Annotated in this window: 15 protein-coding genes and 1 pseudogene; 4 read left to right on the forward strand and 12 right to left on the reverse strand. The window is 68.4% G+C overall.

What is annotated here, in order from left to right; genetic code table 11:
• Positions 1 to 62: 62 nt before the first annotated feature.
• From Q1A87_RS03430 to Q1A87_RS03440, 3 genes are read right to left on the reverse strand one after another with little or no spacing between them, the layout of a single operon-like run.
• Positions 63 to 419, reverse strand: coding sequence for an RNA-binding S4 domain-containing protein (locus tag Q1A87_RS03430; RefSeq protein ID WP_299647059.1), 357 nt, complete (start codon positions 417 to 419; stop codon positions 63 to 65).
• On the reverse strand, positions 416 to 3,409 hold the full coding sequence (locus Q1A87_RS03435) for a helicase-related protein (RefSeq protein WP_299647061.1): 2,994 nt from the start codon (positions 3,407 to 3,409) through the stop codon (positions 416 to 418). The genes Q1A87_RS03430 and Q1A87_RS03435 overlap by 4 nt, the downstream gene beginning before the upstream one ends.
• Positions 3,409 to 4,056 carry a tetratricopeptide repeat protein gene (locus Q1A87_RS03440; RefSeq protein ID WP_299647063.1) on the reverse strand — a complete coding sequence of 216 codons (648 nt, stop codon included), beginning with the start codon at positions 4,054 to 4,056 and terminating at the stop codon, positions 3,409 to 3,411. The genes Q1A87_RS03435 and Q1A87_RS03440 overlap by 1 nt, the downstream gene beginning before the upstream one ends.
• Positions 4,057 to 4,109: 53 nt before the next feature.
• Here Q1A87_RS03440 and Q1A87_RS03445 point away from each other — a divergent pair, with 53 nt between their 5' ends.
• Together Q1A87_RS03445 and Q1A87_RS03450 are read left to right on the forward strand one after the other, a co-directional pair.
• Complete coding sequence (locus Q1A87_RS03445; protein WP_299647065.1) at positions 4,110 to 4,394, forward strand: SCP2 sterol-binding domain-containing protein; 285 nt, start codon at positions 4,110 to 4,112, stop codon at positions 4,392 to 4,394.
• Positions 4,395 to 4,410: 16 nt separating this feature from the next.
• Positions 4,411 to 5,340: an alpha/beta hydrolase gene (locus Q1A87_RS03450; RefSeq protein WP_299647067.1), complete on the forward strand. Its 930-nt coding sequence runs from the start codon at positions 4,411 to 4,413 to the stop codon at positions 5,338 to 5,340.
• On the opposite strand, the gene Q1A87_RS03455 is transcribed toward Q1A87_RS03450, so the two are convergent.
• The 9 genes from Q1A87_RS03455 to thrS form a co-directional block, all read right to left on the reverse strand.
• Positions 5,332 to 6,006: an ABC transporter ATP-binding protein gene (locus Q1A87_RS03455; RefSeq protein ID WP_299647069.1), complete on the reverse strand. Its 675-nt coding sequence runs from the start codon at positions 6,004 to 6,006 to the stop codon at positions 5,332 to 5,334. The genes Q1A87_RS03450 and Q1A87_RS03455 overlap by 9 nt on opposite strands.
• Positions 5,999 to 7,297 (reverse strand): lipoprotein-releasing ABC transporter permease subunit, encoded by a 1,299-nt coding sequence (locus tag Q1A87_RS03460; protein WP_299647071.1) that lies wholly within the window; start codon positions 7,295 to 7,297, stop codon positions 5,999 to 6,001. The genes Q1A87_RS03455 and Q1A87_RS03460 overlap by 8 nt, the downstream gene beginning before the upstream one ends.
• A 19-nt stretch (positions 7,298 to 7,316) precedes the next feature.
• The gene (proS, locus tag Q1A87_RS03465; RefSeq protein ID WP_299647073.1) at positions 7,317 to 8,654 is read right to left on the reverse strand and encodes a proline--tRNA ligase; all 1,338 of its coding nucleotides are present in this window, start codon (positions 8,652 to 8,654) and stop codon (positions 7,317 to 7,319) included.
• Positions 8,655 to 8,856: 202 nt separating this feature from the next.
• Positions 8,857 to 10,407 carry a Ppx/GppA family phosphatase gene (locus Q1A87_RS03470; protein ID WP_299647075.1) on the reverse strand — a complete coding sequence of 517 codons (1,551 nt, stop codon included), beginning with the start codon at positions 10,405 to 10,407 and terminating at the stop codon, positions 8,857 to 8,859.
• Between the two features lie 324 nt (positions 10,408 to 10,731).
• Positions 10,732 to 12,921 (reverse strand): RNA degradosome polyphosphate kinase, encoded by a 2,190-nt coding sequence (locus Q1A87_RS03475; protein ID WP_299647077.1) that lies wholly within the window; start codon positions 12,919 to 12,921, stop codon positions 10,732 to 10,734.
• 105 nt (positions 12,922 to 13,026) lie between these two features.
• Positions 13,027 to 13,677: a chromosomal replication initiator DnaA gene (locus Q1A87_RS03480; RefSeq protein ID WP_299647079.1), complete on the reverse strand. Its 651-nt coding sequence runs from the start codon at positions 13,675 to 13,677 to the stop codon at positions 13,027 to 13,029.
• Between the two features lie 2 nt (positions 13,678 to 13,679).
• Complete coding sequence (locus tag Q1A87_RS03485) at positions 13,680 to 14,783, reverse strand: AI-2E family transporter (RefSeq protein ID WP_299647081.1); 1,104 nt, start codon at positions 14,781 to 14,783, stop codon at positions 13,680 to 13,682.
• Positions 14,784 to 14,848: 65 nt separating this feature from the next.
• The gene (locus Q1A87_RS03490) at positions 14,849 to 16,018 is read right to left on the reverse strand and encodes an RsmB/NOP family class I SAM-dependent RNA methyltransferase (RefSeq protein WP_299647083.1); all 1,170 of its coding nucleotides are present in this window, start codon (positions 16,016 to 16,018) and stop codon (positions 14,849 to 14,851) included.
• A gap of 235 nt (positions 16,019 to 16,253) precedes the next feature.
• Positions 16,254 to 18,200, reverse strand: a complete 1,947-nt coding sequence (gene thrS, locus Q1A87_RS03495) for a threonine--tRNA ligase (protein WP_299647085.1) — start codon at positions 18,198 to 18,200, stop codon at positions 16,254 to 16,256.
• A gap of 167 nt (positions 18,201 to 18,367) precedes the next feature.
• Between thrS and guaB the strand changes: the two genes are divergently transcribed.
• The gene (guaB, locus tag Q1A87_RS03500) at positions 18,368 to 19,816 is read left to right on the forward strand and encodes an IMP dehydrogenase (RefSeq protein WP_299647087.1); all 1,449 of its coding nucleotides are present in this window, start codon (positions 18,368 to 18,370) and stop codon (positions 19,814 to 19,816) included.
• A 311-nt stretch (positions 19,817 to 20,127) separates the two neighbouring features.
• Positions 20,128 to 20,292 (forward strand): annotated as a pseudogene (locus tag Q1A87_RS03505) (IS110 family transposase); the annotation flags it as partial.

The following is a 20,292-nucleotide window of genomic DNA, read 5'->3' on the forward strand; positions in this document are numbered from 1 at the left end:
CGCGGGTTCAAGGCGGGCCGGGTGGAACGCCGACCGTGCCACGCCAAGCTGCCGCCCGACCCTTATTCAGAACATAATCCGTCGCGTTCCGCATCGAGGCGGCGCCGGTCCCGCCCGGTGGGACGCGGGCCCGCGCGCGGCACGGGCGGTGGCGTATGGTCGGCGTAGAGCGCCTGCGCCTCGCTGGCAGGCCCCCGACGCGTCCCCAGCGCGACGATCTCGACCACGCGGATGCGATCGCCTTGCGGGAAGGTAAGGCTGTCGCCGGGCGCGACCGAATGGGCGGGCTTCGTCAGGCGCTCCCCGTTGGCCCGCACGCGCCCTTCGGACACCACTTTGGCGGCCAGCGTGCGCGTCTTGTAGAAGCGCGCCTGCCAGAGCCACTTGTCGATGCGCTGGCGCGTCGCGGCTTCGCTCACTTGCCCTTGAGCGCCGCGAGCGCGGCGAACGGATTGTCCGGGTCGATCGCCTTCTCGCGGCCCCTCGAGGCCGGCTTCGACTCGAAGGTCTTCGCACCCTGGGGTCCGCGCGGCTTGCCCTTCGGCTTGCCGCCGGGCTTGCCCTTGCCGTGCGGCGCGGCATTCCCGTCGCGACGCGGCGCGCGGCTCTGCTGACGGCGCGGCGCCCAGGTGAACGTATAATACGCCTCCGTCTCGGGCGGGGCGTCCTCCGCCGCGTTGGCGACATGCTCGGGCGGGGCCTCCGTCGGCGGATCACCGGCCGGCGGCATCTCCGCCGGCGGCAGTTCGGGATCCTCCTCCGGCGGCGCCGGAGGGGTCTCGTGAGGTGGCGCATATGGGCGATCGGGGACCTGACCCGGCTCCTCGACCGGCGCGTCCGGCGTCTCCCCGGGCGGAATGTCCACCGGCGGCACGTCGCCGGGCGGCAGGTCCGAGGGCGGCGTCTCGGCGGGTGGCACGTCAGGCGGCGGCATGTCGGGCGGCGTCTCCTGCGGCGGAACGCCGGGCGGCGGCAGATCGGCGGGTGGATCGGACGGGACCGGCTCGGGCGCCGCGGCCTTTGCCGGCCGGGCCTTCGGACGCTCGCCCTTCTCGGCGGCGTAGCCCAGACCGCCCATCAGATCGGCGAATTGGTCGAGCGTCATGCCGGTGATCGACAGCATGTCGGGCGTGGCCTCGAACCCGCCGCGAGTATCCGCGGACCGCAGCAGGTCGGCCAGACGTTCCAGCATGTCAATCCGGATGGCGCGTTCGCCGGCCAGGCGGTAACCCGCCATCGGGTAGTACCCCTCGGGTGCGTCCCGAACGGCCGGCAAGGTGACGAGGCCCGGCGGCGGCGCCTCGGGAAACTCGTCGAGCCCCTTCGCAAGCGACCAAAGGACGAGGCGCAGGCGCGTCGGGGCAGGCTTCAGCAGAAGCTGCTGGAAGATCGTGAACTGGCCGAAACGCACCCCGTGGCGGCGCAACTGGCCCCGCGCCTCCTGATCGAGTTCCTTCACCTCCTGCGCGACGTCTTGCCGGGGCAGGACGCCGAGGTTCTCGATCAGCCGGAACGCGAAGCCGCGCGCGAGGCCGGTGACGCCCTCGTCGCGCTGCATCGCCACGAGCGGGTCCATCGCGGCGGCGATGCGGCGGTCGATGAAATGCTGCAGGCGGCGCTGCACCTTCTGCAGCACTTCCGGCCCGGCCTCGTCGTCGACGAAGGGTTCGACGCCCGGTTTCAGCGGCTCCGCGCCGCGCACGAGTTTGCCCACGGCCTGGTCGCCCCACATCAGGCCGCCCTGCTCGGTGAAGTCCATCTCCGTGTCGGGCGCATTGTAGAAGCGGTCCGCCCGTAGGTGGAACTCGGGACGGAGCGCCTGCGCCGCGGCCTGGCGCACGGTCCGGGCCTCGTCCGGCGAGGCGGTGCCCGTCTGCCTGAAGCGGAACCCCTCGAGATGGCCCAGCGTCTCGCCCTCGACGATCACCTCGCCCTTGTCGTTGATGTCGGCCAAAAGGCCCTCCTTCATCTTCAGCCGCCGGAGCAGCACCGAGGTCCGCCGGTCGACGAACCTGTTGGTGAGCGCCTGATGCAACGCATCCGACAACCGGTCTTCTACCGCGCGGGTGGCCTCGCGCCAATGGGCTTCATCGTCGACCCAGCCCTTCCGCTGGGCGACATAGGTCCAGGTACGGATATAGGCCAGCCGCTTCGACAGCATGTCGATGTCGCCCTCGATCCGGTCGATGCGCTTGATCTGCCGCGCGAACCAGTCGCCCGGCACACGTCCCGCCTCGTGCAGGAAGCCGAAGATCCGCGCGAGGAGGGTCGTATGCTCGCCGTGGGAGATTCCCTGGAAGTCGGGAATGCGGCACACGTCCCAGAGAAGTCGCACGTCCCGCGCGTCCCGCAGGCGGATGGCAACACCCTCGAGAGCGCTGAGCGTCTTCAGCGATTGCAGATCGTCGGCCTCGCGTCCGCGGGTGAGGATCTGCTCGGGGCTCGGCGCCTCCAGCGAGGCGATGAGCGCCTCCGGGCTGCCGAACTCGAGCCGGTCGGCGCGCCACATCAGCCGCTCGATCGGCTTGAAGCTGTGGCTCTGGATCGCATCCACCACGTCGTCCTCGAGCGGTCCCGCCTCGCCGGTGACGCCGAACGTGCCCGGCTGCATGTATCGCCCGGCCCGGCCCGCGATCTGCGCCAGTTCATGCGGCAGCAGGGGCCGGATGCGGCGCCCGTCGAACTTCGACGTGGCGGAAAAGGCGACATGCTTGATGTCGAGGTTGAGCCCCATCCCGATCGCGTCCGTGGCGACGAGGTAGTCGACGTCCCCGTTCTGATACATCGCCACCTGCGCGTTGCGCGTGCGCGGCGAGAGCGCGCCCATGACGACGGCCGCGCCGCCCTTCTGACGACGCAGGAGCTCCGCGATGGCGTAGACGTTCTCGACCGAAAAGCCGACGATGGCGGTCCGGCCCGGCATCCGGCTGATCTTCTTGCCGCCGGTATAGGTGAGCTCGGAGAAGCGCTCGCGGCGGGCGAACTGCACCTTCGGAACGAGCTGCGCGATCGCGGGCCGCATCGTGTCCGAGCCCATGAACAGCGTCTCGTGCGTACCGCGCATGTTCAGCAGCCGGTCGGTGAAGACGTGGCCGCGCTCCGGATCGGCGCAGAGCTGGATCTCGTCCACGGCCGCGAAATCGGTGCCCAGCCCCTGCGGCATCGCCTCGACGGTGCAGACCCAGTAGGCCGTGCGCGGCGGCACGATCCGCTCCTCGCCCGTCACCAGCGCCACGACGGAAGGCCCGCGCAGCGCCACGAGCCGATCGTAGACCTCCCGCGCCAGCAGACGCAGTGGCAGGCCGATGATGCCGGTGCGATGGCCCAGCATCCGCTCGATGGCGTAATGCGTCTTGCCGGTATTCGTCGGTCCGAGGACCGCCGTCACCCGCCCGAGGGGGCTGTCCATCAGAGGGTCCGTTCGCCGGTCTGCTGCTCGAGGCGGTCGATCGCGCCTTGGATGTTCTCGTCGGCCGGGTAGATCTCCTGCGCCGCCTCAAAGGCGTGGAGCGCGGCCTCCGGCCGCTCGAGTTGTTCGAGGATGACGGCGAGCCCGGACAAAGCGCCGAAATGCCGGGGCTCGAGGATCAGGACCTGCTCGATGTCCGACAGCGCCTCGCCGTAGCGGTCCGACAGGAAGAAGGCGGTGGCCCGCTGGTTCCAGCCTTCGGCGAATTCCGGGGCATGATCGGTCAGCGCGGTGAGATGCGCGATGGCGCGCGTATACTCGCCTTCCGTGATCGCGTCCCGCCCGCGTCGCAGCAGCAGGTCGATCGTGGCGCTGCCCGAATGGGTCCAGCGTTCCTGGATCTCCGCGGCAAGCCGGCGCGCCTCGACGGCCTCCTCCTCCGCCGTCAGGGTGGCGAGCCGATCGAGCAGGACCTGCGCATCGCGGGCGATCTCCCGCGCCGTCTCGCGCGGGGGCGCGGCCTCGGCCGGGGGCGCGCCGGGCGCGACGTCCGGGAACGGTGGCGTCTCCTGCGCGTTTGCGAACGTCACGTTATACAGGGCGAAAGCCAGAGCCGAGGTCTTGAGCGTTCGTCTCAGGTCCACCATCGTATACCGTATCCAATCCCGCCGTCACCGGCGATCACGTCCAGGGGTATTCCATGAGCGACATCATCAACGAAGCCGTCTCGCAACTTTCCACGAAGATTGGCACCTTCGACGGCAGCGTCAAGTTCGTGGTGGAGGACGAGGGCTCGATCATGCTCGACGAGGCCGGCGTACGCGAGGGCGACGGGGACGCGGATTGCACGATGACGGCCGACGCGGAGACGTTCCGCGGCATCCTCGACGGCGACGTGAACCCGACGGCGGCCTTCATGTCCGGCAAGCTGAAGGTGGACGGCGACATGGGACAGGCGATGAAGCTCGGGGCGGCCCTTTCCTGATCGGGCCGCCCCCCGGATGATCCTGCCGGCCGCGCCGTATCATGCCGAGGTCGCCGCCGGTCCCCCCGGCGCCCGGCCGGTCTGGGTCGATGCGGCCGACGGTGTCCGGCTGCGGGCGGTCACTTGGCCCGAGGGTTCGCGGGGAACGGTGATGCTGTTTCAGGGGCGGACGGAATATGTCGAGAAGTATTCGCACGCCGCGCGCGAGCTCGGGGTGCGCGGCTATGCCACGGCCGCGATCGACTGGCGGGGTCAGGGCCTCTCCCCCCGCTCCTCGCGCGATCCGCGCTTGGGCCATGTCCGGAATTTCGGCGAGTTCCAAGACGATGTCGATGCCCTCCTGACCCATTGCGCGACACTGGACATGCCGCGCCCGTGGCACTTGCTCGGACATTCGATGGGCGGGCTGATCGGGCTGCGGGCCCTGCACCGCCGGTCCGAATTCACCCGCGCGGTCTTCTCCGCGCCGATGTGGGGGCTGCCTCTCGCGCCGCACCGACGCCTCGTCGGCTGGATCGCCTCCGCCCTCGCCTCGGGTCTCGGACTCGGGGAGCGCCTCGCACCCGGCGCCGCGAAGGTGGCCGACCCGGCCGCCGCGCCGTTCGAAGGCAACCTGCTCACGACCGATTCCGAGATGTTCGCCTGGATGAAGCGGCAGATCACCGTGCATCCGGAACTGGCCCTCGGCGGTCCGTCGTTCGGCTGGATATGGGCCGCGTTGCGCGAGATGCATCGCCTGGCGCGGGAACCCGCCCCGAACACGCCCTGCCTGACCTTCCTCGGCACCGACGAGGATATCGTCTCGCCCGACGCGATCCACGTCCGCATGGGTTCATGGTCGAACGGAACGCTCAAGATGGTAGAGGGCGCGCGACACGAGGTCCTGATGGAGGGGCCGGAGACGCGCAGGCGTCTCTACGACCGGATCGCCGCACATCTAGGCTAGGCGGCCGTTCTCCAGCCGCAGGGTCCGGTCCATGCGGCCGGCCAGTTCGAGATTGTGGGTCGCGATCAGCGCCGCCATTCCGGTCTCCCGCACGAGCGCCATCAGCGCGCCGAAGACCGTATCAGACGTCGCCGGATCGAGGTTGCCGGTCGGCTCATCGGCGAGCAGAAGTCCCGGCGCGTTGGCCAGCGCGCGGCAGAACGCCGTCCGCTGCTGCTCCCCGCCCGACATCTCGGCCGGCCGGTGGCCGGCGCGATGCGCGAGCCCGACACGCTCCAGCAGATCGAGCGCGCGGGTGCGGGCGTCCGGCGCCGCAGTCCCGGCCGCGAGTTGCGGCAGGACGATATTCTCGGCGGCGGTGAATTCCGGCAGGAGGTGGTGGAACTGATAGATGAAGCCGACCCGCTCCCGGCGCGCGCGGGTGCGGGCGCGGTCGCTTTGCCCGGTGAGGTCGTGGCCGTCCATCATCACCGTCCCGGCATCCGGCGTGTCCAGCAGGCCCGCGATGTGCAGGAGCGTGGACTTGCCCGCCCCCGACGGCGCGACGAGCGCGCAGACTTCGCCCGGAGCGAGCGTCAGGTCGACGCCGTTCAGCACCCGTATCTCGTTCGGCCGGCCGAGATGGTAGCCTTTCTCGATGCCCGCGAGGGCCAGCGCCTCACTCATAGCGCAGCGCCTCGACCGGATTCATCCGCGCCGCGCGGCGCGCGGGGAAGATCGTGACGATGAAGGACAGCGTGAGCGACAGCGCCACGGCGGAGAGCACGTCGCCCGGTTCCAGCCGTGCCGGAAGCTCGGAGATGTAGCGCACCGACGGGTCCCAGACGCCTCCGCCCGCGAGGTAGTTCACGACGTTGAAGATCGGGTCGATCCAGATCGCGAAGGCGCAGCCGGCGACGACGCCGATGATCGTTCCCACCACCCCGATCGATGCCCCGCAGAGGAAGAACACCCGCAGGATCGTTCCCTCGCCCAATCCCATCGTCCGCAGGATGCCGATGTCGCGACCCTTGTTCTTGACCAGCATCACAAGGCCGGAGGTGATGTTCAGCGTGGCGATCAGGACGAGGATGGAAAGGATGACGAACATTATGTTGTCCTCCATCTGCAACGCGCGCAGGAACCCGCCGGCGCTGTCCTTCCAGGTCCAGAGATAGTGGTTGCTTCCGGCGGCCCGCACAAGTTCGGGACCGACCGCGTCGACCGCCTCGGGATCGGTGATCGAAACCTGAATCTCGTCGGCCAGCCCCTCCCGGTTGAAGTAGATCTGCGCCTCCTCGAACGGCATGTAGACGCGGATCAGGTCGATGTCGTAGCGGCCGACCCTGAAGACGTAGGCCACGCGGTAGGCCTTTACGCGCGGCGACGTGCCGAACGGCCCCTTCACTCCGTCGGGCGAGATCAGGCGGATCGTGTCGCCCGCCGCCACGCCGAGCTTGTCGGCAAGATACCAGCCGATGGCGATACCTTCGCCTTCGCCCGTCCCGAAAGCCTGGATGTTGCCCTGGCTGACCTCAGGCGTCGCCACCCGCGGAATGTCGAGAAGGTCCGCCTTGCGGATGCCGACGACCTGCGCCCCGGTATTCGCGCCCGGGACCGACGCCATGACCTGCCCCGACACGACCGGCACGGCATGCGTCACCTCCGGCACCGCGGCAAGGCGCTCCGCCAAGGCGTCGTAGTCGGAAACGGTCCGCGTCAGCCCCCCGTTGGGAAGCGTCTCGCCGTAGGTCAGGACGCTCGCATGCGGGTTCGCGCCGACGATCGTGTCGACGAACTCGTAGCGGAAGCCCGACCGCACGGCGAGCGTGACGATCAGCGCGAAGACCGCGAGCGCGATGCCGGCGAGGCTGATCCAGGTCATCACCGAGATACCGCCCTCGGAGCGCCGGGCGCGCAGGTAGCGCCAGGCGATCATCCATTCCATGCGGGAGAAGGGGGCGGAACCGGCGGCCATGCGGAAGCTATGCGGTACGTCAGACGCCCGCGTAGATGTCTTTCAGACGCGCGATGGCGGATTCGGGCGACATCGCCTCGTTCTCGCCCGTACGGCGGGAGGTAAGCTCGACCTGGCCGTTGGCGAGGCCGCGCGGCCCGACGGTGATCCGCCACGGCAGGCCGATCAGGTCCATCGTCGCGAACTTGGCCCCGGCCCGTTCCTCCCGGTCGTCGTAGAGCGCGGTCAGGCCGCTCGCTTCCAGTTGCCGGTAGATGCCGTCGCAGGCGGAATCGGTGCTCGGGTCGCCCTGCCGCAGGTTGACGATGCCCGCATGGAACGGGGTCACGCCTTCGGGCCAGACGATCCCGCGCTCGTCGTGGCTCGCCTCGATGATCGCGCCGACGAGCCGGCTCACCCCGATCCCGTGCGATCCCATGTGGAGCGGCACCTGTTTGCCGTCCGGGCCCTGCACCGTCGCGCCGAGCGGCTCGGAATACTTCGTCCCGAAATAGAAGATCTGCCCGACTTCGATCCCGCGGGCGGTGCGGCGACGTACCTCCGGCACTTGGGCGAACTCGCCCTCGTCGTGGGTCTCGTCGGTCCGGGCGTAGAGCGAGGTGAACTCGTCGAGCACGGCACGGCACTGATCGACGTCATCGTAATCGATGTCCCGGTCGCCGAGGCGGATATCGGTCACCGCGCTGTCGTAGAACACCTCCGACTCGCCGGTCTCGGCGAGAACCAGGAATTCGTGCGTGTCGTCGCCGCCGATGGGTCCGCTGTCGGCGCGCATCGGGATCGCCTGCAGTCCCATCCGCTCGTAGGTGCGCAGGTAGGTGACCAGATGCCGGTTGTAGGCGTGCAGCGCATCGTCCTGCGTCAGGTCGAAGTTGTAGCCGTCCTTCATGAGGAACTCGCGCCCGCGCATGACGCCGAAGCGCGGCCGCATCTCGTCGCGGAACTTCCACTGGATGTGATAGAGCGTGAGCGGCAGGTCCCGGTAGCTCGCCACGTTGGCCCGCACGATGTCGGTGATCAGCTCCTCGTTCGTCGGACCGTAGAGCATCTCCCGATCCTGCCGGTCGCTGAACCGCAGCATTTCCGGTCCGTAGGCGTCGTAGCGCCCCGATTCCCGCCAGAGATCGGCCGATTGCAGCGTCGGCATCAGCATAGGGATGTGCCCCGCGCGCTGCTGCTCCTCGTGGACGATCTGCTCGATCCGCCGCAGCACCCGGTATCCGAGCGGCAGCCAGGAATAGATGCCGGCGGAAGCCTGCTTGATCATGCCCGCCCGCAGCATGAGACGATGGGACGCGATCTGCGCTTCGGCAGGCGTCTCCTTCAGGACAGGTAGGAAGTAGCGGCTCAGACGCATGGGACGGGCTCCGGAAGATCTCGCATGGCGCTACCAATGCCCGGCGTTCGGGGCAAGCGCAGGTGGTACTCAGCTTTCGACCGGATCATGCCGCGCGTTGCGACCGATCGGGCGTATCGCGGATTGCCGATCAAATGCGTCGGATCATGCTACGGGCCCCCTGACCGTCACCGGCAGCCATGGGGCAAGGCGATCGTCCGATTTACGAGGATTTGATCACACGGACTTTCGGATCCGCCGCGAGCGACGCGGCGAGCGACCGGAATCGTGCCTCGGCGACCTCCCCGTAGAGCGCCTCCCCGTCGCCGCCCGGCAATTGCAGCTCGAGCTCGCGTTTCTTCGGGTAGAGCTTCAACTGTCCCATCAGCGACGGGTCCTGCGCCGAGAACATCGCTCCGAAGCGCATCGCCTTGCCGACGACCTCCGCCTGGCGGGTATCGTCCTCATCCAGCAGCGGCGCGAGGGCCTCGAAAGGCGTGCCTTCGCGCTTGTTGCGATAGCGGTGAAGAAGCGCCAGCCCGAGATAGACGCGCTCGGAATGCGTCAGCCCGCCGAGATTGGCGCGCGTGGCGTTGTCGAAGCAAATTTCCGCCCGGTAGTCCGGATGCGCCCGCCAGCTGACGTCGTGCAGAAGGCAGCAGGCCCGGATCAGACGCAACCGCTGGTCATTGGCGCGCGAGAAGAGGGGCGCGATGAACCGGTAGAGCACACGTCCGAATCCCGGCAGCCGGGCCGACGCCGCCTCGGAGGCGCGACAGCTTTCGATCAACGGGTCGCGCGCGCGCAGGATTTCCGGCATCTGCTCGTAGAGCAGGCCCTCGCGGATCCCGTAGCTCGAGACCGCGATTTCCTTGGGGCGAAACGTCTTGACCACCCGCGACAGGACCTCGCTGGCCAGCGGCACGAGCGACATGCGCGCCTGACTCGTCCCGGTGGCACGCCCGAGTTCGACGGGATCGGCGGCCGCGATGTAGTCGAAGGTCGCGCGCAGATCCTTCTGCGTCATCGTATATTCGTGGAGCACGTGAAGCGGGTAATCGCGGCGCTCCATGTCGACCCGCGCGATGGCACGCCAGCTTCCGCCGACGAGGTAGAGCCTGTCGTAATGCTCGCGGCTCAGCACGGCCTTCATACCGGTCAGGCCCGCGGCAATCTCGTCACGACGCGCCGCCTTGCTCTCGAGCCCCTGCAGCTTCAGCGGGCCGAGCTTGCCGGACACCGTCGCGCCGACGGCGCCGCCAGACAACTCCGAGAGCTCCATCGACGAGCCACCGATATCGCACATCAGGCCCTCGGCCTCGGGCCAGCCGAGCAGGACGCCCTGCCCCGACAGCCGCGCTTCCTCCGTGCCGTCGATGACCCATAGGCGCAGGCCCGTCGCCTCCCGCACCTCCGCCTCGAAGGCGGGACCGTCGGTCGCCTCGCGCACCGCGGCCGTCGCGACAGCGGTCAGGGAGTTGACCTCCATGCCACGGGCGAGGATCGCGAAGCGCTTCAGCGCGGCCATCGCCCGGTCGCGCCCCTTGGCGTTCAGCATGCCGGTCTCGGCCAGGCCGGCGCCAAGCCCGCAGAGGATCTTCTCGTTGTAGAAATAGGCCGGCGACCGCGCGGCGCCGTCGAAGACGACGAGCCGGACGGAGTTCGATCCGACGTCGATCACGCCGACCCGCCGCAGACCCCTCGCCTCCGGGCCATCGAAGAGTGGTGCGCCGAAGCGGCCGAATTCCTCCTGCTCGTCGCCTGACGTCGTCATGAAGCCCCCCATCATGCGACCGGGTTTGCCCCGCCGGGGATGGACGGTCAATGCACCGGTTCGACCAGGCTTCGTTTGGGGAGGGACGAGTTGCCCGGCGCCGCAACAAATGTCGTGGCGGCGCCGGGGCGTCTTGTGAGTGAGTGAATATTCGGGGACGACGCTTTCGAGAAATCATCTCGCATCGACCCGCAGGGACGAGGCTTGCCGGATTTCGTGGAGGGCGGGTGATTTACGGGACGGTTCAGTTCACGCAGGCGGAAACGCGCCGTTTGGCGGCGGAGGACCGACACCTTTTCCGCCGATGACAGGGTCCGACGTCAATCAGTCGCTGGAATGTGTCAGTTCCGGCACGTCTTTCGCGCCCGCCGATCCCCGGCCGGAAAGCGACGGGTTCTCCATGAAGAATCGGTGGCAGTTGAAAGGCTTCTCCAAACCGGACAGATCCGGCCGCGACCAGTCGCCTTCCGGGCCGAGCATCCAGCTTTGCGCGACGTCGGCGAGGTTGGCCGCCATGATCTGCCGCACGATCTGCGCCTTCACGGTCGGGTTGATGCATTCCACCAGCGTCTCGACCCGACGGTTCAGGTTGCGGCCCATCCAGTCGGCCGAGGAGATGTAGACCCGGGCCTTCTTCGAGGGCAGGCCGGCGCCGTTTCCGAAGCATACGATCCGCGAATGTTCGAGGAAGCGGCCGACGATCGACTTCACGCGGATGGTCTCGCTCAGGCCGATCACGCCGGGCCGAAGCCCACAGATGCCGCGGATCACAAGGTCGATCCGAACGCCCGCCTGACTGGCCCTGTAGAGCGCGTCGATGATATCGGGCTCGATCAGGGCGTTCATCTTGGCCCAGATCGCGCCGGGGCGCCCGTTCCGGGCATGCTCCGCCTCCGCGTCGATGGAAGCCAGGAGGTGATCCTTCATCTGGTTGGGAGAAACGATGAGCGTCTTCAGCCCTTCCGGCGGGGCATATCCGGAGATGTAGTTGAAGACCTTGGTCGCGTCGTGGGCCAGCGAGGCTTCGCAGGTGAAGAGCGACAGGTCGGTATAGATGCGCGCGGTGATCGGGTGGTAGTTGCCGGTGCCGAAATGCGAATAGGTCACCAGCCGGTCGCCCTCCCGGCGGACGACGGTGCTGATCTTGGCATGGGTCTTGAGCCGGGTGAAGCCGTAGACGACATGCGCACCGGCGCGTTCCAGCCGGCGCGACTGGCGGATGTTCGCGGCCTCGTCGAAGCGGGCCTTCAACTCCACGAGCGCGGTGACGGTCTTGCCCGCCTCCGCCGCCTCGCAGAGCGCGGCGACGATCGGGCTGTCGCGCGACGTGCGGTAGAGCGTCTGCTTGATGGCCAGGACGTTCGGGTCGTTCGCCGCCTGCTGCAGGAAGCGGATGACCATGTCGAAGGTCTCGTAGGGGTGGTGGAGCAGCATGTCCTTCTGACGGATCGCCGCGAACATGTCGCCGTCGTGGTCCTGCACACGCTCGGGAACGCGCGGCGTGAAGCTCGGCCATTGCAGATCCACCCGGTCGTCGGTCACGAGCTCCTTGAGCTGCGCTAGGCCGATCAGACCCTCGACCTCGATCACCTCGGATTCGTCCACCCCGATCTCGTCGACGATGTCGCGATAGAGACCCGCCGGCGCTTGGGTCGTGATCTTCATCCGCACGATCTCGCCGCGCCGCCGGCGCTTGAGCGCGGTCTCGAACTCCCGGACGAGATCCTCGGCCTCTTCCTCCACCTCCAGGTCGCTGTCGCGCAGGACGCGGAACATGCAATGCCCGCGCAGGCCGTAGCCGGGAAACAGCTGGTCGATCTGCATCAGCAGCAGCTCCTCCAGCGGGAGGAACCTGATCCTGTCGCCGGCGTCGGCCAGCCGGACGAACCGCGCGATCTGAGCGGGGATCGGCAGGAGCGCCCGGAGCAGACGCTTGTCGGACCGCCGCTCGAGCTCCACGGCGAGCGCGAGGCCCTCGTTGGCGAGGAACGGGAACGGATGCGCGGGATCGATGGCGAGGGGTGAGATGATGGGGAAGACGTCGCGCAGGAACACCTCGCCCATTGCCCGCCGCTCCGCCGCGTCGAGCTCCGCTGCGCGCAGCAGGCTGATCCCGGCGCTCTCCATCGCGGCGCGCAGATCCTTCCAGACGCGCTGCTGGTTGGCGAGCAGGCGCTCCGCGTCCTCGTCGATCATCACCAGCTGTTCGGCCGGCGTCCGCCCATCGGCCCCGGGTGTGCGGTTGTCGGCGCGGGCAAGCTCCCGCAGGCCGGCCACGCGGACCGTGTAGAACTCGTCGAGATTGGCGGCCGAGATCGAAAGGAATCGCAGCCGCTCCAGGAGCGGCACGCGCGGGTTCTCCGCCTCGTCGAGCACGCGCCAGTTGAACGCCAGCCAACTCCGCTCTCGGTTAAAGAACCGCTGCGGGCCAAGCGTCCGCGCCTCGTCCAGCGGCACGGCCGCCGGCAGTGGCGCGTTCAGGAAATCGACGGCGGGGACGTTCTCGTCGAGCATGGGGAAGGCCCTGACATACTTCTGTAACGTGGACGTGACACGCTAGAGCCCGACCCCCGCCATGTCCAGATGGCGCCCTGCCGTCGGCTGTCCCCGGTAAGCCCGTCAGCCCTCCAAGATTTCGCGCGCGAGCGCCTGATTGATCGGTCGTCCACGCGCCAGCGATTCCGCGTCGAGCCGATCCACCATCGCGCGCGCGGCGACGTAGCTGCGCTCCATCCGGCCCATCAGATAGCCGATCAGCGCCGGCTTCACGACGAGCTGCCGGTCGGCGAACATCTTCAGCAGGACGATGGAGAGGAGCGCGTCGTCCGGATTGCCGATCCGCGCCGGCGTGAGCGAGGCCAGCCGGCTCGCCAGATCGGGTAGCGCCACCTTCCAGTCGGACGGCGGGGCGCGGCCGGTCAGGAGCAGTCCGCGCCCCTCGCCCGCGCAGGCGTTCCAGAGATGGAACAGCGCGGCCTCGTCGACGCCGCGATCGGCATCCTCGATCACGAGCGGTCCCTCCGCCAGCTCCGGCGCGGCGTCGGGCGTCAGCGCGCCGGCCGCGACGACGCGTGCCCCGGTCTCCTCGGCCCAGATCGCGGCCAGGTGGCTCTTGCCCGCCCCTTCCGGCCCGATCAGCGCGAGACGCCCCTGCGGCCAGTCCGGCCATCCGCCGACGAGCGCCATCGCCTTGGCGTTCGCGATGGAGACCATGAAGTCCTCGCGGCCCAGCGCCTCCGTCCAGGGCAGGTTCATCGGGAGCTGACGCATGCTCAGTCCGTCCGGCGATGCGACGTCAGATCCTCGAGGATCGGCGGCGGCGGTTCGGCCTGTCCGGTGTAGAGCGTGCTCTCCTTGTAGTTCCGCAGACCGTGCCGCGCGAGGACGCCCAGCGCGGCGGCGACGGGCACCGCCACCAGCATGCCCACGAAGCCGTAGATCGCCCCGAAGGCCGCAAGCGCGAAGAGGAGCCAGACCGGATGGAGCCCGACCGAGGAGCCGACGAGATTGGGCGTCAGGATGTTGCCCTCGAAGAACTGCCCGAACATGAAGATGCCGGCGACCGCCACGATCCACCACCATTCGCCCCAGAACTGGAACAGGGCGAGCCCGATGGCGAGCGAGCCGCCGACGATGGCGCCGACATAGGGGATGAAGGTGATGAGACCGGACACGGCGCCAACCACGAGACCGAACTGCAGACCGACGAGCATCAGCGCGACCGAGTAGAACGTGCCCAGGATCAGGCAGACGGTGAGCTGTCCGCGCACGAAGCTCGCCAGCGTGCTGTCGATGTCGCGCGCGATGTCACGGATGCGGCCGGCATGTTCGCGGGGAAGCAGGTCGTCGATCCGCGCGACCATGTTGTCCCAGTCCAGCAGGAGATAGAACGACACCACCGGCACGACGACGATGAAGACGAGCGCGTTGACCACGCCGAACAGGCCCGCGACGAGGCTCTGCGCCAGCTCGCCGCCGCGCGCGCTGACCGCCTCGCCCAGATCGGACAGGCCCCGGCGCACGAAGCCGTCCTCGCCCACCGTGTCGGGAAAGCGGGTGCCCAGCCAGTCGCGCAGCGCCGCGAAATAGTCCGGCGCCGCCTTCACGAGTGCGGTGAGCTGCTGGACCAGGAGCGGGATCAGGAACGCCACCGCAAGGACGAGGAGCGTGACCCCGACCAGCGTGATCACCGTCGTCGCCCCGGCGCGTGGCAAGCCCAGACGTTCGAGCCGATCGGCCAGAGGGTCGAGTATGTAGGCGATCGCGCCGCCGACGAGGAACGGCAGGAGCACAGGACCAAGATACCACAGCACGACGAGGAACACGGCGCCGGCCATGCCCCAGTAGATCGCCTGTCGCCGATAGGGCAGAGCCATGCGCGTTCCTCCTGCTCATGTCTTGATGCCCGCGGGCCGGGGGCGGTTCAAGCCGCCGCGATCGCTCAGTCCGTCCGCTCGAGCAGATGCAGCCCGAACCCGTCGGCATCGTCGAGCGGCGTGCAGGACCATGTACGGACGACCTTCGCGTCCGGCCGGTTGGAAAGAACCTTTGCCACCGGACCGGCATTCTCCTCGTCGAGCATCGAGCAGGTCATGTAGGCCACCCAGCCGCCGGGTCGCACGAGGCTCAGCGCGCGGTCGAGGATCAGAGCCTGGCTGTTCGTCAGCTCGGCCAGTCTCTCAGCGGTCAGCCGCCATTTCGCCTCCGGCGCGCGACGCCAGCTGCCGCTGCCAGAGCAGGGCACATCCGCCACGACGCCGTCATACGGGCCATGCGAATCCGGCGTCTCGACCCGCTCGATCACAACTCCCGCGCGCGCGGCCCGGATAGGAATGTCCTGCATCCGCCGGGGATCGACGTCGTGCGCCAGCACACGCGTGCCCTTCGCCGCCAGCGCCAGGGCTTTGCCGCCGCCACCGGCACAAAGGTCGAGGACGGGGCCCGGGGTCGCCGGCAACACCTCCACCAACGCCTGCGAGCCGGCATCCTGAAACTCGAACAGGCCGTCGTCGAACAGGGACGAGACTGCGAGCCCCCGCGCGCCAGCCGGCACACGGACGGCATCGGGAGCGAGAGGATGCAGTTGCGCGTCCCATCCCCCCGCGCGAAGCGCGTCGATCAGGTCGTCGCGGGTGATGCGCGCCGCATTCGCGCGCAACACGACATCCGCCCGGTCCCGCATCGCCCCGAGCACCGCGTCGCGATCCTCGCCAAGCGCCGCCCGGAAGCGCGGCAGCAACCAGTCCGGCATGTCGAGCCGCACGCCCTCCGGCGCCGCGCCCGGCGCGTCCGGCAGGACGATCGGTGCGGGCGCGTGACCTTCGCCGGTGAAGAAGGTCGCCGGTTCCTTCCCCCGGCCCCGCAGCAGCCCGGCCATCGCGACCCGCGCGTCGATCTCGCCCGTCGGGATATCGCCCCCGCCCCCGTCCCAGTTGGCGGATCGCAATCGGCGCAACGCGTCGAAGACGTGATCGCGCACGGCGGCGCGGTCCTTCGAACCGGCATAGCGGGCGCCGCGAGCCCATGCCGTCAATTCCCGCTCGGCCGCCCCCCCGCGCAGTACGCGGTCGAGCACGTCGATCGCGGCCTGGATGCGCGCGCCGGGGGTCACGGTCGGGGGTCGATTGCGATGGTGCGACCCGCGTCACGCGCGGGCCGACCAATCGACAGGGAAACATGACGACCGCGCGAGCGAAGGACCGGCCGGGGGAGGAGTCCAGTCAGGTCCGACCCGGAAGACGCCATGAGACAGAGCCTCGGCCCTGATTGTGGTCCGAATGAGGCACGGCGGTGACGAAACCGGGACAATGATCGCCCCAGCGGAGATCGTTGCCTTGACGGAAACATCAATGCTGATCCGGCGGCGTCGCCTCCGCACCGATCTCTTCGGAAGCCTCGTCGAGCGACAGCACCCGCGTCGCCTTCTCGCCGAGCCGGCGAAGCGTGACGGTCCGGTTCTCGACCTCCTGTCGGCCGATGGCGAGGATCACCGGAACCTTCGCGACGGAATGCTCGCGGACCTTGAAGTTGATCTTTTCGTTCCGCGTATCCGCCTCGGCCCGAACGCCCATGCGTCGCAGGGTCTCGACCACCTCCCCCACGTACTCGTCCGCGTCCGACACGATCGAGGCGACCACGACCTGCCGGGGCGCGAGCCAGAACGGAAGCCGTCCGGCGGAGTTCTCGATCAGGATGCCGATGAACCGCTCGAAGGAGCCCAGACAGGCGCGGTGCAGCATGTAGGGCCGGTGCTTCTCGCCGTCCTCGCCCACATAGGTCGCGCCGAGCCGTTCGGGCAGGTTCGGGTCCACTTGGAACGTACCGCACTGCCAGACACGCCCGATCGCGTCGGTCAGGTAGAAGTCGAGCTTCGGCCCGTAGAAGGCCCCGTCCCCCTCTTCCACGCGGTACGGGTTGCCGGTCGACTTGATCGCCGCTTCGAGCGCGCCCTCGACATGGTCCCAGCTCTCGTCGGAGCCCACGCGCTTCTCGGGCCGGGTGGCGAAGGCGATGTCGAAGCGCTCGAAGCCCAGATCGCGATAGACGGAGGCAAGGAAGTTGATGAAGCGCGCGCATTCCGCCTCGATCTGGTCCTCGGTGCAGAAGATGTGAGCGTCGTCCTGCGTGAAACCGCGCACCCGCATGATGCCGTGCAACGCGCCCGAGGGTTCGTATCGACTGCAGGAGCCGAACTCCGCCATCCGGAGCGGCAGGTCGCGGTAGCTCTTCAGCCCGGAATTGTAGACCTGCACGTGGCAGGGGCAGTTCATCGGCTTGAGCGCGTTCACCGCCTTCTCGCGCGCATGCTCCTCGTCCACCTCGACGATGAACATGTGATCTTGGTACTTGTCCCAGTGGCCCGACGCTTCCCAGAGCTTGCGGTCCACGACCTGCGGCGTGTTGACCTCGACATATCCGTCGGCGCGCTGCTTGCGGCGCATGAAATCCTGCAGCGTGGTGTAGATGGTCCAGCCGTTCGGGTGCCAGAAGACCTGCCCCGGCGCCTCCTCCTGCATGTGGAAGAGGTCCATCTCGCGGCCCAGCCGGCGGTGGTCGCGGGCTTCGGCCTCCTCGAGGAACTTCAGGTGCGCCTTCAGGTCGTCGCGGTTGCGGAAGGCGATGCCGTAGATGCGCTGCAGCTGCGGCCGCGTGCTGTCGCCCAGCCAGTAGGCCGCCGAAACGCAGGTCAGCTTGAACGCGTCGGCCGGGATCTGGCCGGTGTTCGCCAGATGCGGCCCGCGGCAGAGATCCTGCCACTCGCCGTGCCAGTACATCCGGATCGGCTCGTCGCCCGGGATGCGGTCGATGAGCTCCACCTTGAAGGGCTCGCCCGCCGCTTCGTAATACGCCCGGGCGTCGGCGCGCGACCAGACCTCTGTCCGCACCGGCTCGCGCGCGGCGATGATCTGCTTCATCCGCTGCTCGATCGCGCCCAGATCCTCTGGCGTGAACGGCTCCGCCCTGTCGAAGTCATAGAACCACCCGAAGTCGCGGACGGGGCCAATCGTCACCTTAACGTCCGGCCAGATCTCCTGCACGGCGCGGGCCATCACGTGGGCGAGATCGTGGCGGATCAGTTCGAGCGCCGGTGCCTCGTCCTGCATCGTGTTGATGGCGATCGTGGCGTCGTGCTCGATCGGCCAGGCGAGGTCGTAATGCGCGCCGTTCACCTGCGCGGAGATCGCCTTCTTGGCGAGCGACTTGGAGATGCTCTCCGCCACCATCCCGGCCGTCGTGCCGGCCTCCACGGCGCGCGTGGCGCCATCGGGGAAGGTCAGGGTGATCTGGGACATGCGGTCCTCCGTCGTTTCGGCGCCTACGGAACGCCCGGTTGCGGTCAATGCGGCGCTCGATGCCCCGTCCGGCGGCCGGACGCAACCCGGCACGCCCTGCCCCTTGCCCCGATCCCGCAAAGGTGAGACAGGGACGCGCCAACCGAACTCGCCCGACGGAGGAAGTCATGGAGATTCGCGAGGCCCTCACCTTCGACGACGTTCTGCTGGTTCCGGCCGCGAGCCAGGTCCTGCCCGGCAGCGCCGATACGCGCACGCATGTGACGAAGAGCATCGCGCTCAACATTCCCGTCCTCTCCTCGGCCATGGACACGGTGACCGAGTCGCGCATGGCCATCGCCATGGCGCAGGCCGGCGGCATGGGCGTGATCCACCGCAATCTCGATCTCGACGCGCAGCAGAAGGAGGTGCGGCGCGTCAAGCGCTTCGTCAGCGGAGTGGTCTACAACCCGGTGACGCTGCGCCCCGACCAGACGCTCGCCGACGCGAAGGCGCTGCAGGAGCGCTACCGCGTCACCGGCTTTCCGGTCACCGACGAGGCGGGCCGCATCCTCGGCATCGTCACCAACCGCGACATGCGTTTCGCCAGCGACGATTCGACCCCGGTGGCGACGATGATGACGAGCGACGGACTCGCCATGCTGCGCGCGCCCGTGGACCTCGTCGAGGCCAAGTCGATCATGCATGCGCGCCGGATCGAGAAGTTGCTGGTGGTCAACGACAAGGGCCACCTGACCGGCCTGCTCACGATCAAGGACATCGAGCAGGCGGTGCTGAACCCGCAAGCCTGCAAGGACGAGCTCGGCCGCCTGCGCGTCGCGGCGGCGACCACGGTGGGCGATGCCGGCTTCGAGCGGTCGGAGGCCCTCATCGACGCCGGCTGCGACCTGATCGTGGTGGACACGGCGCATGGTCATTCCGAGGGTGTGGGACACGCGGTGGACCGGATCAAGCGGATGTCGAACGACGTTCAGGTCGTGGCCGGCAATGTCGCGACCGCGGACGGCACCCGGGCGCTGATCGACGCGGGCGCGGACGGGGTGAAGGTGGGAATCGGTCCAGGCTCGATCTGCACCACGCGGATCGTGGCGGGCGTGGGCGTGCCGCAATTGACCGCGATCATGGACGCGGCCTCCTCGGCCGGCGACGTGCCGGTGATCGCGGATGGCGGGATCAAGTATTCCGGCGACTTCGCCAAGGCGATCGCGGCGGGCGCGTCCTGCGCGATGGTGGGCTCGATGCTCGCCGGCACCGACGAGAGCCCGGGCGAGGTCGTCCTCTATCAGGGGCGGTCCTTCAAGTCGTATCGCGGCATGGGCTCCCTCGGGGCGATGGCGCGGGGCTCGGCCGATCGCTACTTCCAGAAGGACGCAGCCTCCGACAAGCTCGTCCCGGAGGGGATCGAGGGTCAGGTGCCCTACAAGGGCTCGGCCAGCGCCGTGGTCCACCAGCTCGTCGGCGGCCTGCGCGCGGCGATGGGTTATACTGGCTGCGCCACCGTGGGCGACATGCGGCAGGGATGCAGCTTCGTGAAGATCACCGGCGCCGGGCTGAAGGAGAGCCACGTCCACGACGTGCAGATCACCCGCGAGTCCCCGAACTACCGAGCCGGGTAGAGCCAAAGTTTTAAGGGTTTTCGCTGTATGAGACTGCTTGCACGCCTTAGGAACGTTGCGAGAACAGGACCGGACATATCCAGAACTGGACACTGCATCAGTAACACAACTGATGCAAATAGAGATAGGGTATTCGAAAACTGATGCAGTGAAGATGGGACCCTACATGCTGGTCAGGCCGAGCCGCAGGGGGTCTCGATATGAGTGCCGGCTTCCCGATCATGCTCCAAGAGGGCGTTGATGGTGTAACCGCCCCCCGACGGCACACTGTGCCAAGGTGGGATCGCAACAATCCAACTTGGGAGGCGGTCATGTCGGAGGTTATCACGGTCGGGCTCGATCTGGCGAAGAATGTGTTTCAGGTGCATGGGGCCGACGGCACCGGTCGAGTGGTCCTGCGCAAGAAGTTGCGGCGCGTTCAGGTGCTGGAGTTTTTCGACCAACTCCCCGCATGCGTCGTCGCGATGGAAGCCTGC

This window comes from uncultured Jannaschia sp. (assembly GCF_947494055.1).
GTDB lineage: Bacteria > Pseudomonadota > Alphaproteobacteria > Rhodobacterales > Rhodobacteraceae > Jannaschia.

Excerpts from the sequence above, each read along its gene's own strand:
- Q1A87_RS03455 (WP_299647069.1), bottom strand. The coding sequence starts at position 6,006 with ATGAGTGAGGCGCTGGCCCTCGCGGGCATCGAGAAAGGCTACCATCTC.
- Q1A87_RS03485 (WP_299647081.1), bottom strand. The coding sequence starts at position 14,783 with ATGGCTCTGCCCTATCGGCGACAGGCGATCTACTGGGGCATGGCCGGC.
- Q1A87_RS03445 (WP_299647065.1), top strand. The coding sequence starts at position 4,110 with ATGAGCGACATCATCAACGAAGCCGTCTCGCAACTTTCCACGAAGATT.
- Q1A87_RS03450 (WP_299647067.1), top strand. The coding sequence starts at position 4,411 with ATGATCCTGCCGGCCGCGCCGTATCATGCCGAGGTCGCCGCCGGTCCC.
- thrS (WP_299647085.1), bottom strand. The coding sequence starts at position 18,200 with ATGTCCCAGATCACCCTGACCTTCCCCGATGGCGCCACGCGCGCCGTG.
- Q1A87_RS03475 (WP_299647077.1), bottom strand. The coding sequence starts at position 12,921 with ATGCTCGACGAGAACGTCCCCGCCGTCGATTTCCTGAACGCGCCACTG.
- Q1A87_RS03470 (WP_299647075.1), bottom strand. The coding sequence starts at position 10,407 with ATGACGACGTCAGGCGACGAGCAGGAGGAATTCGGCCGCTTCGGCGCA.
- Q1A87_RS03435 (WP_299647061.1), bottom strand. The coding sequence starts at position 3,409 with ATGGACAGCCCCCTCGGGCGGGTGACGGCGGTCCTCGGACCGACGAAT.
- proS (WP_299647073.1), bottom strand. The coding sequence starts at position 8,654 with ATGCGTCTGAGCCGCTACTTCCTACCTGTCCTGAAGGAGACGCCTGCC.
- Q1A87_RS03480 (WP_299647079.1), bottom strand. The coding sequence starts at position 13,677 with ATGCGTCAGCTCCCGATGAACCTGCCCTGGACGGAGGCGCTGGGCCGC.
- guaB (WP_299647087.1), top strand. The coding sequence starts at position 18,368 with ATGGAGATTCGCGAGGCCCTCACCTTCGACGACGTTCTGCTGGTTCCG.
- Q1A87_RS03460 (WP_299647071.1), bottom strand. The coding sequence starts at position 7,297 with ATGGCCGCCGGTTCCGCCCCCTTCTCCCGCATGGAATGGATGATCGCC.
- Q1A87_RS03440 (WP_299647063.1), bottom strand. The coding sequence starts at position 4,056 with ATGGTGGACCTGAGACGAACGCTCAAGACCTCGGCTCTGGCTTTCGCC.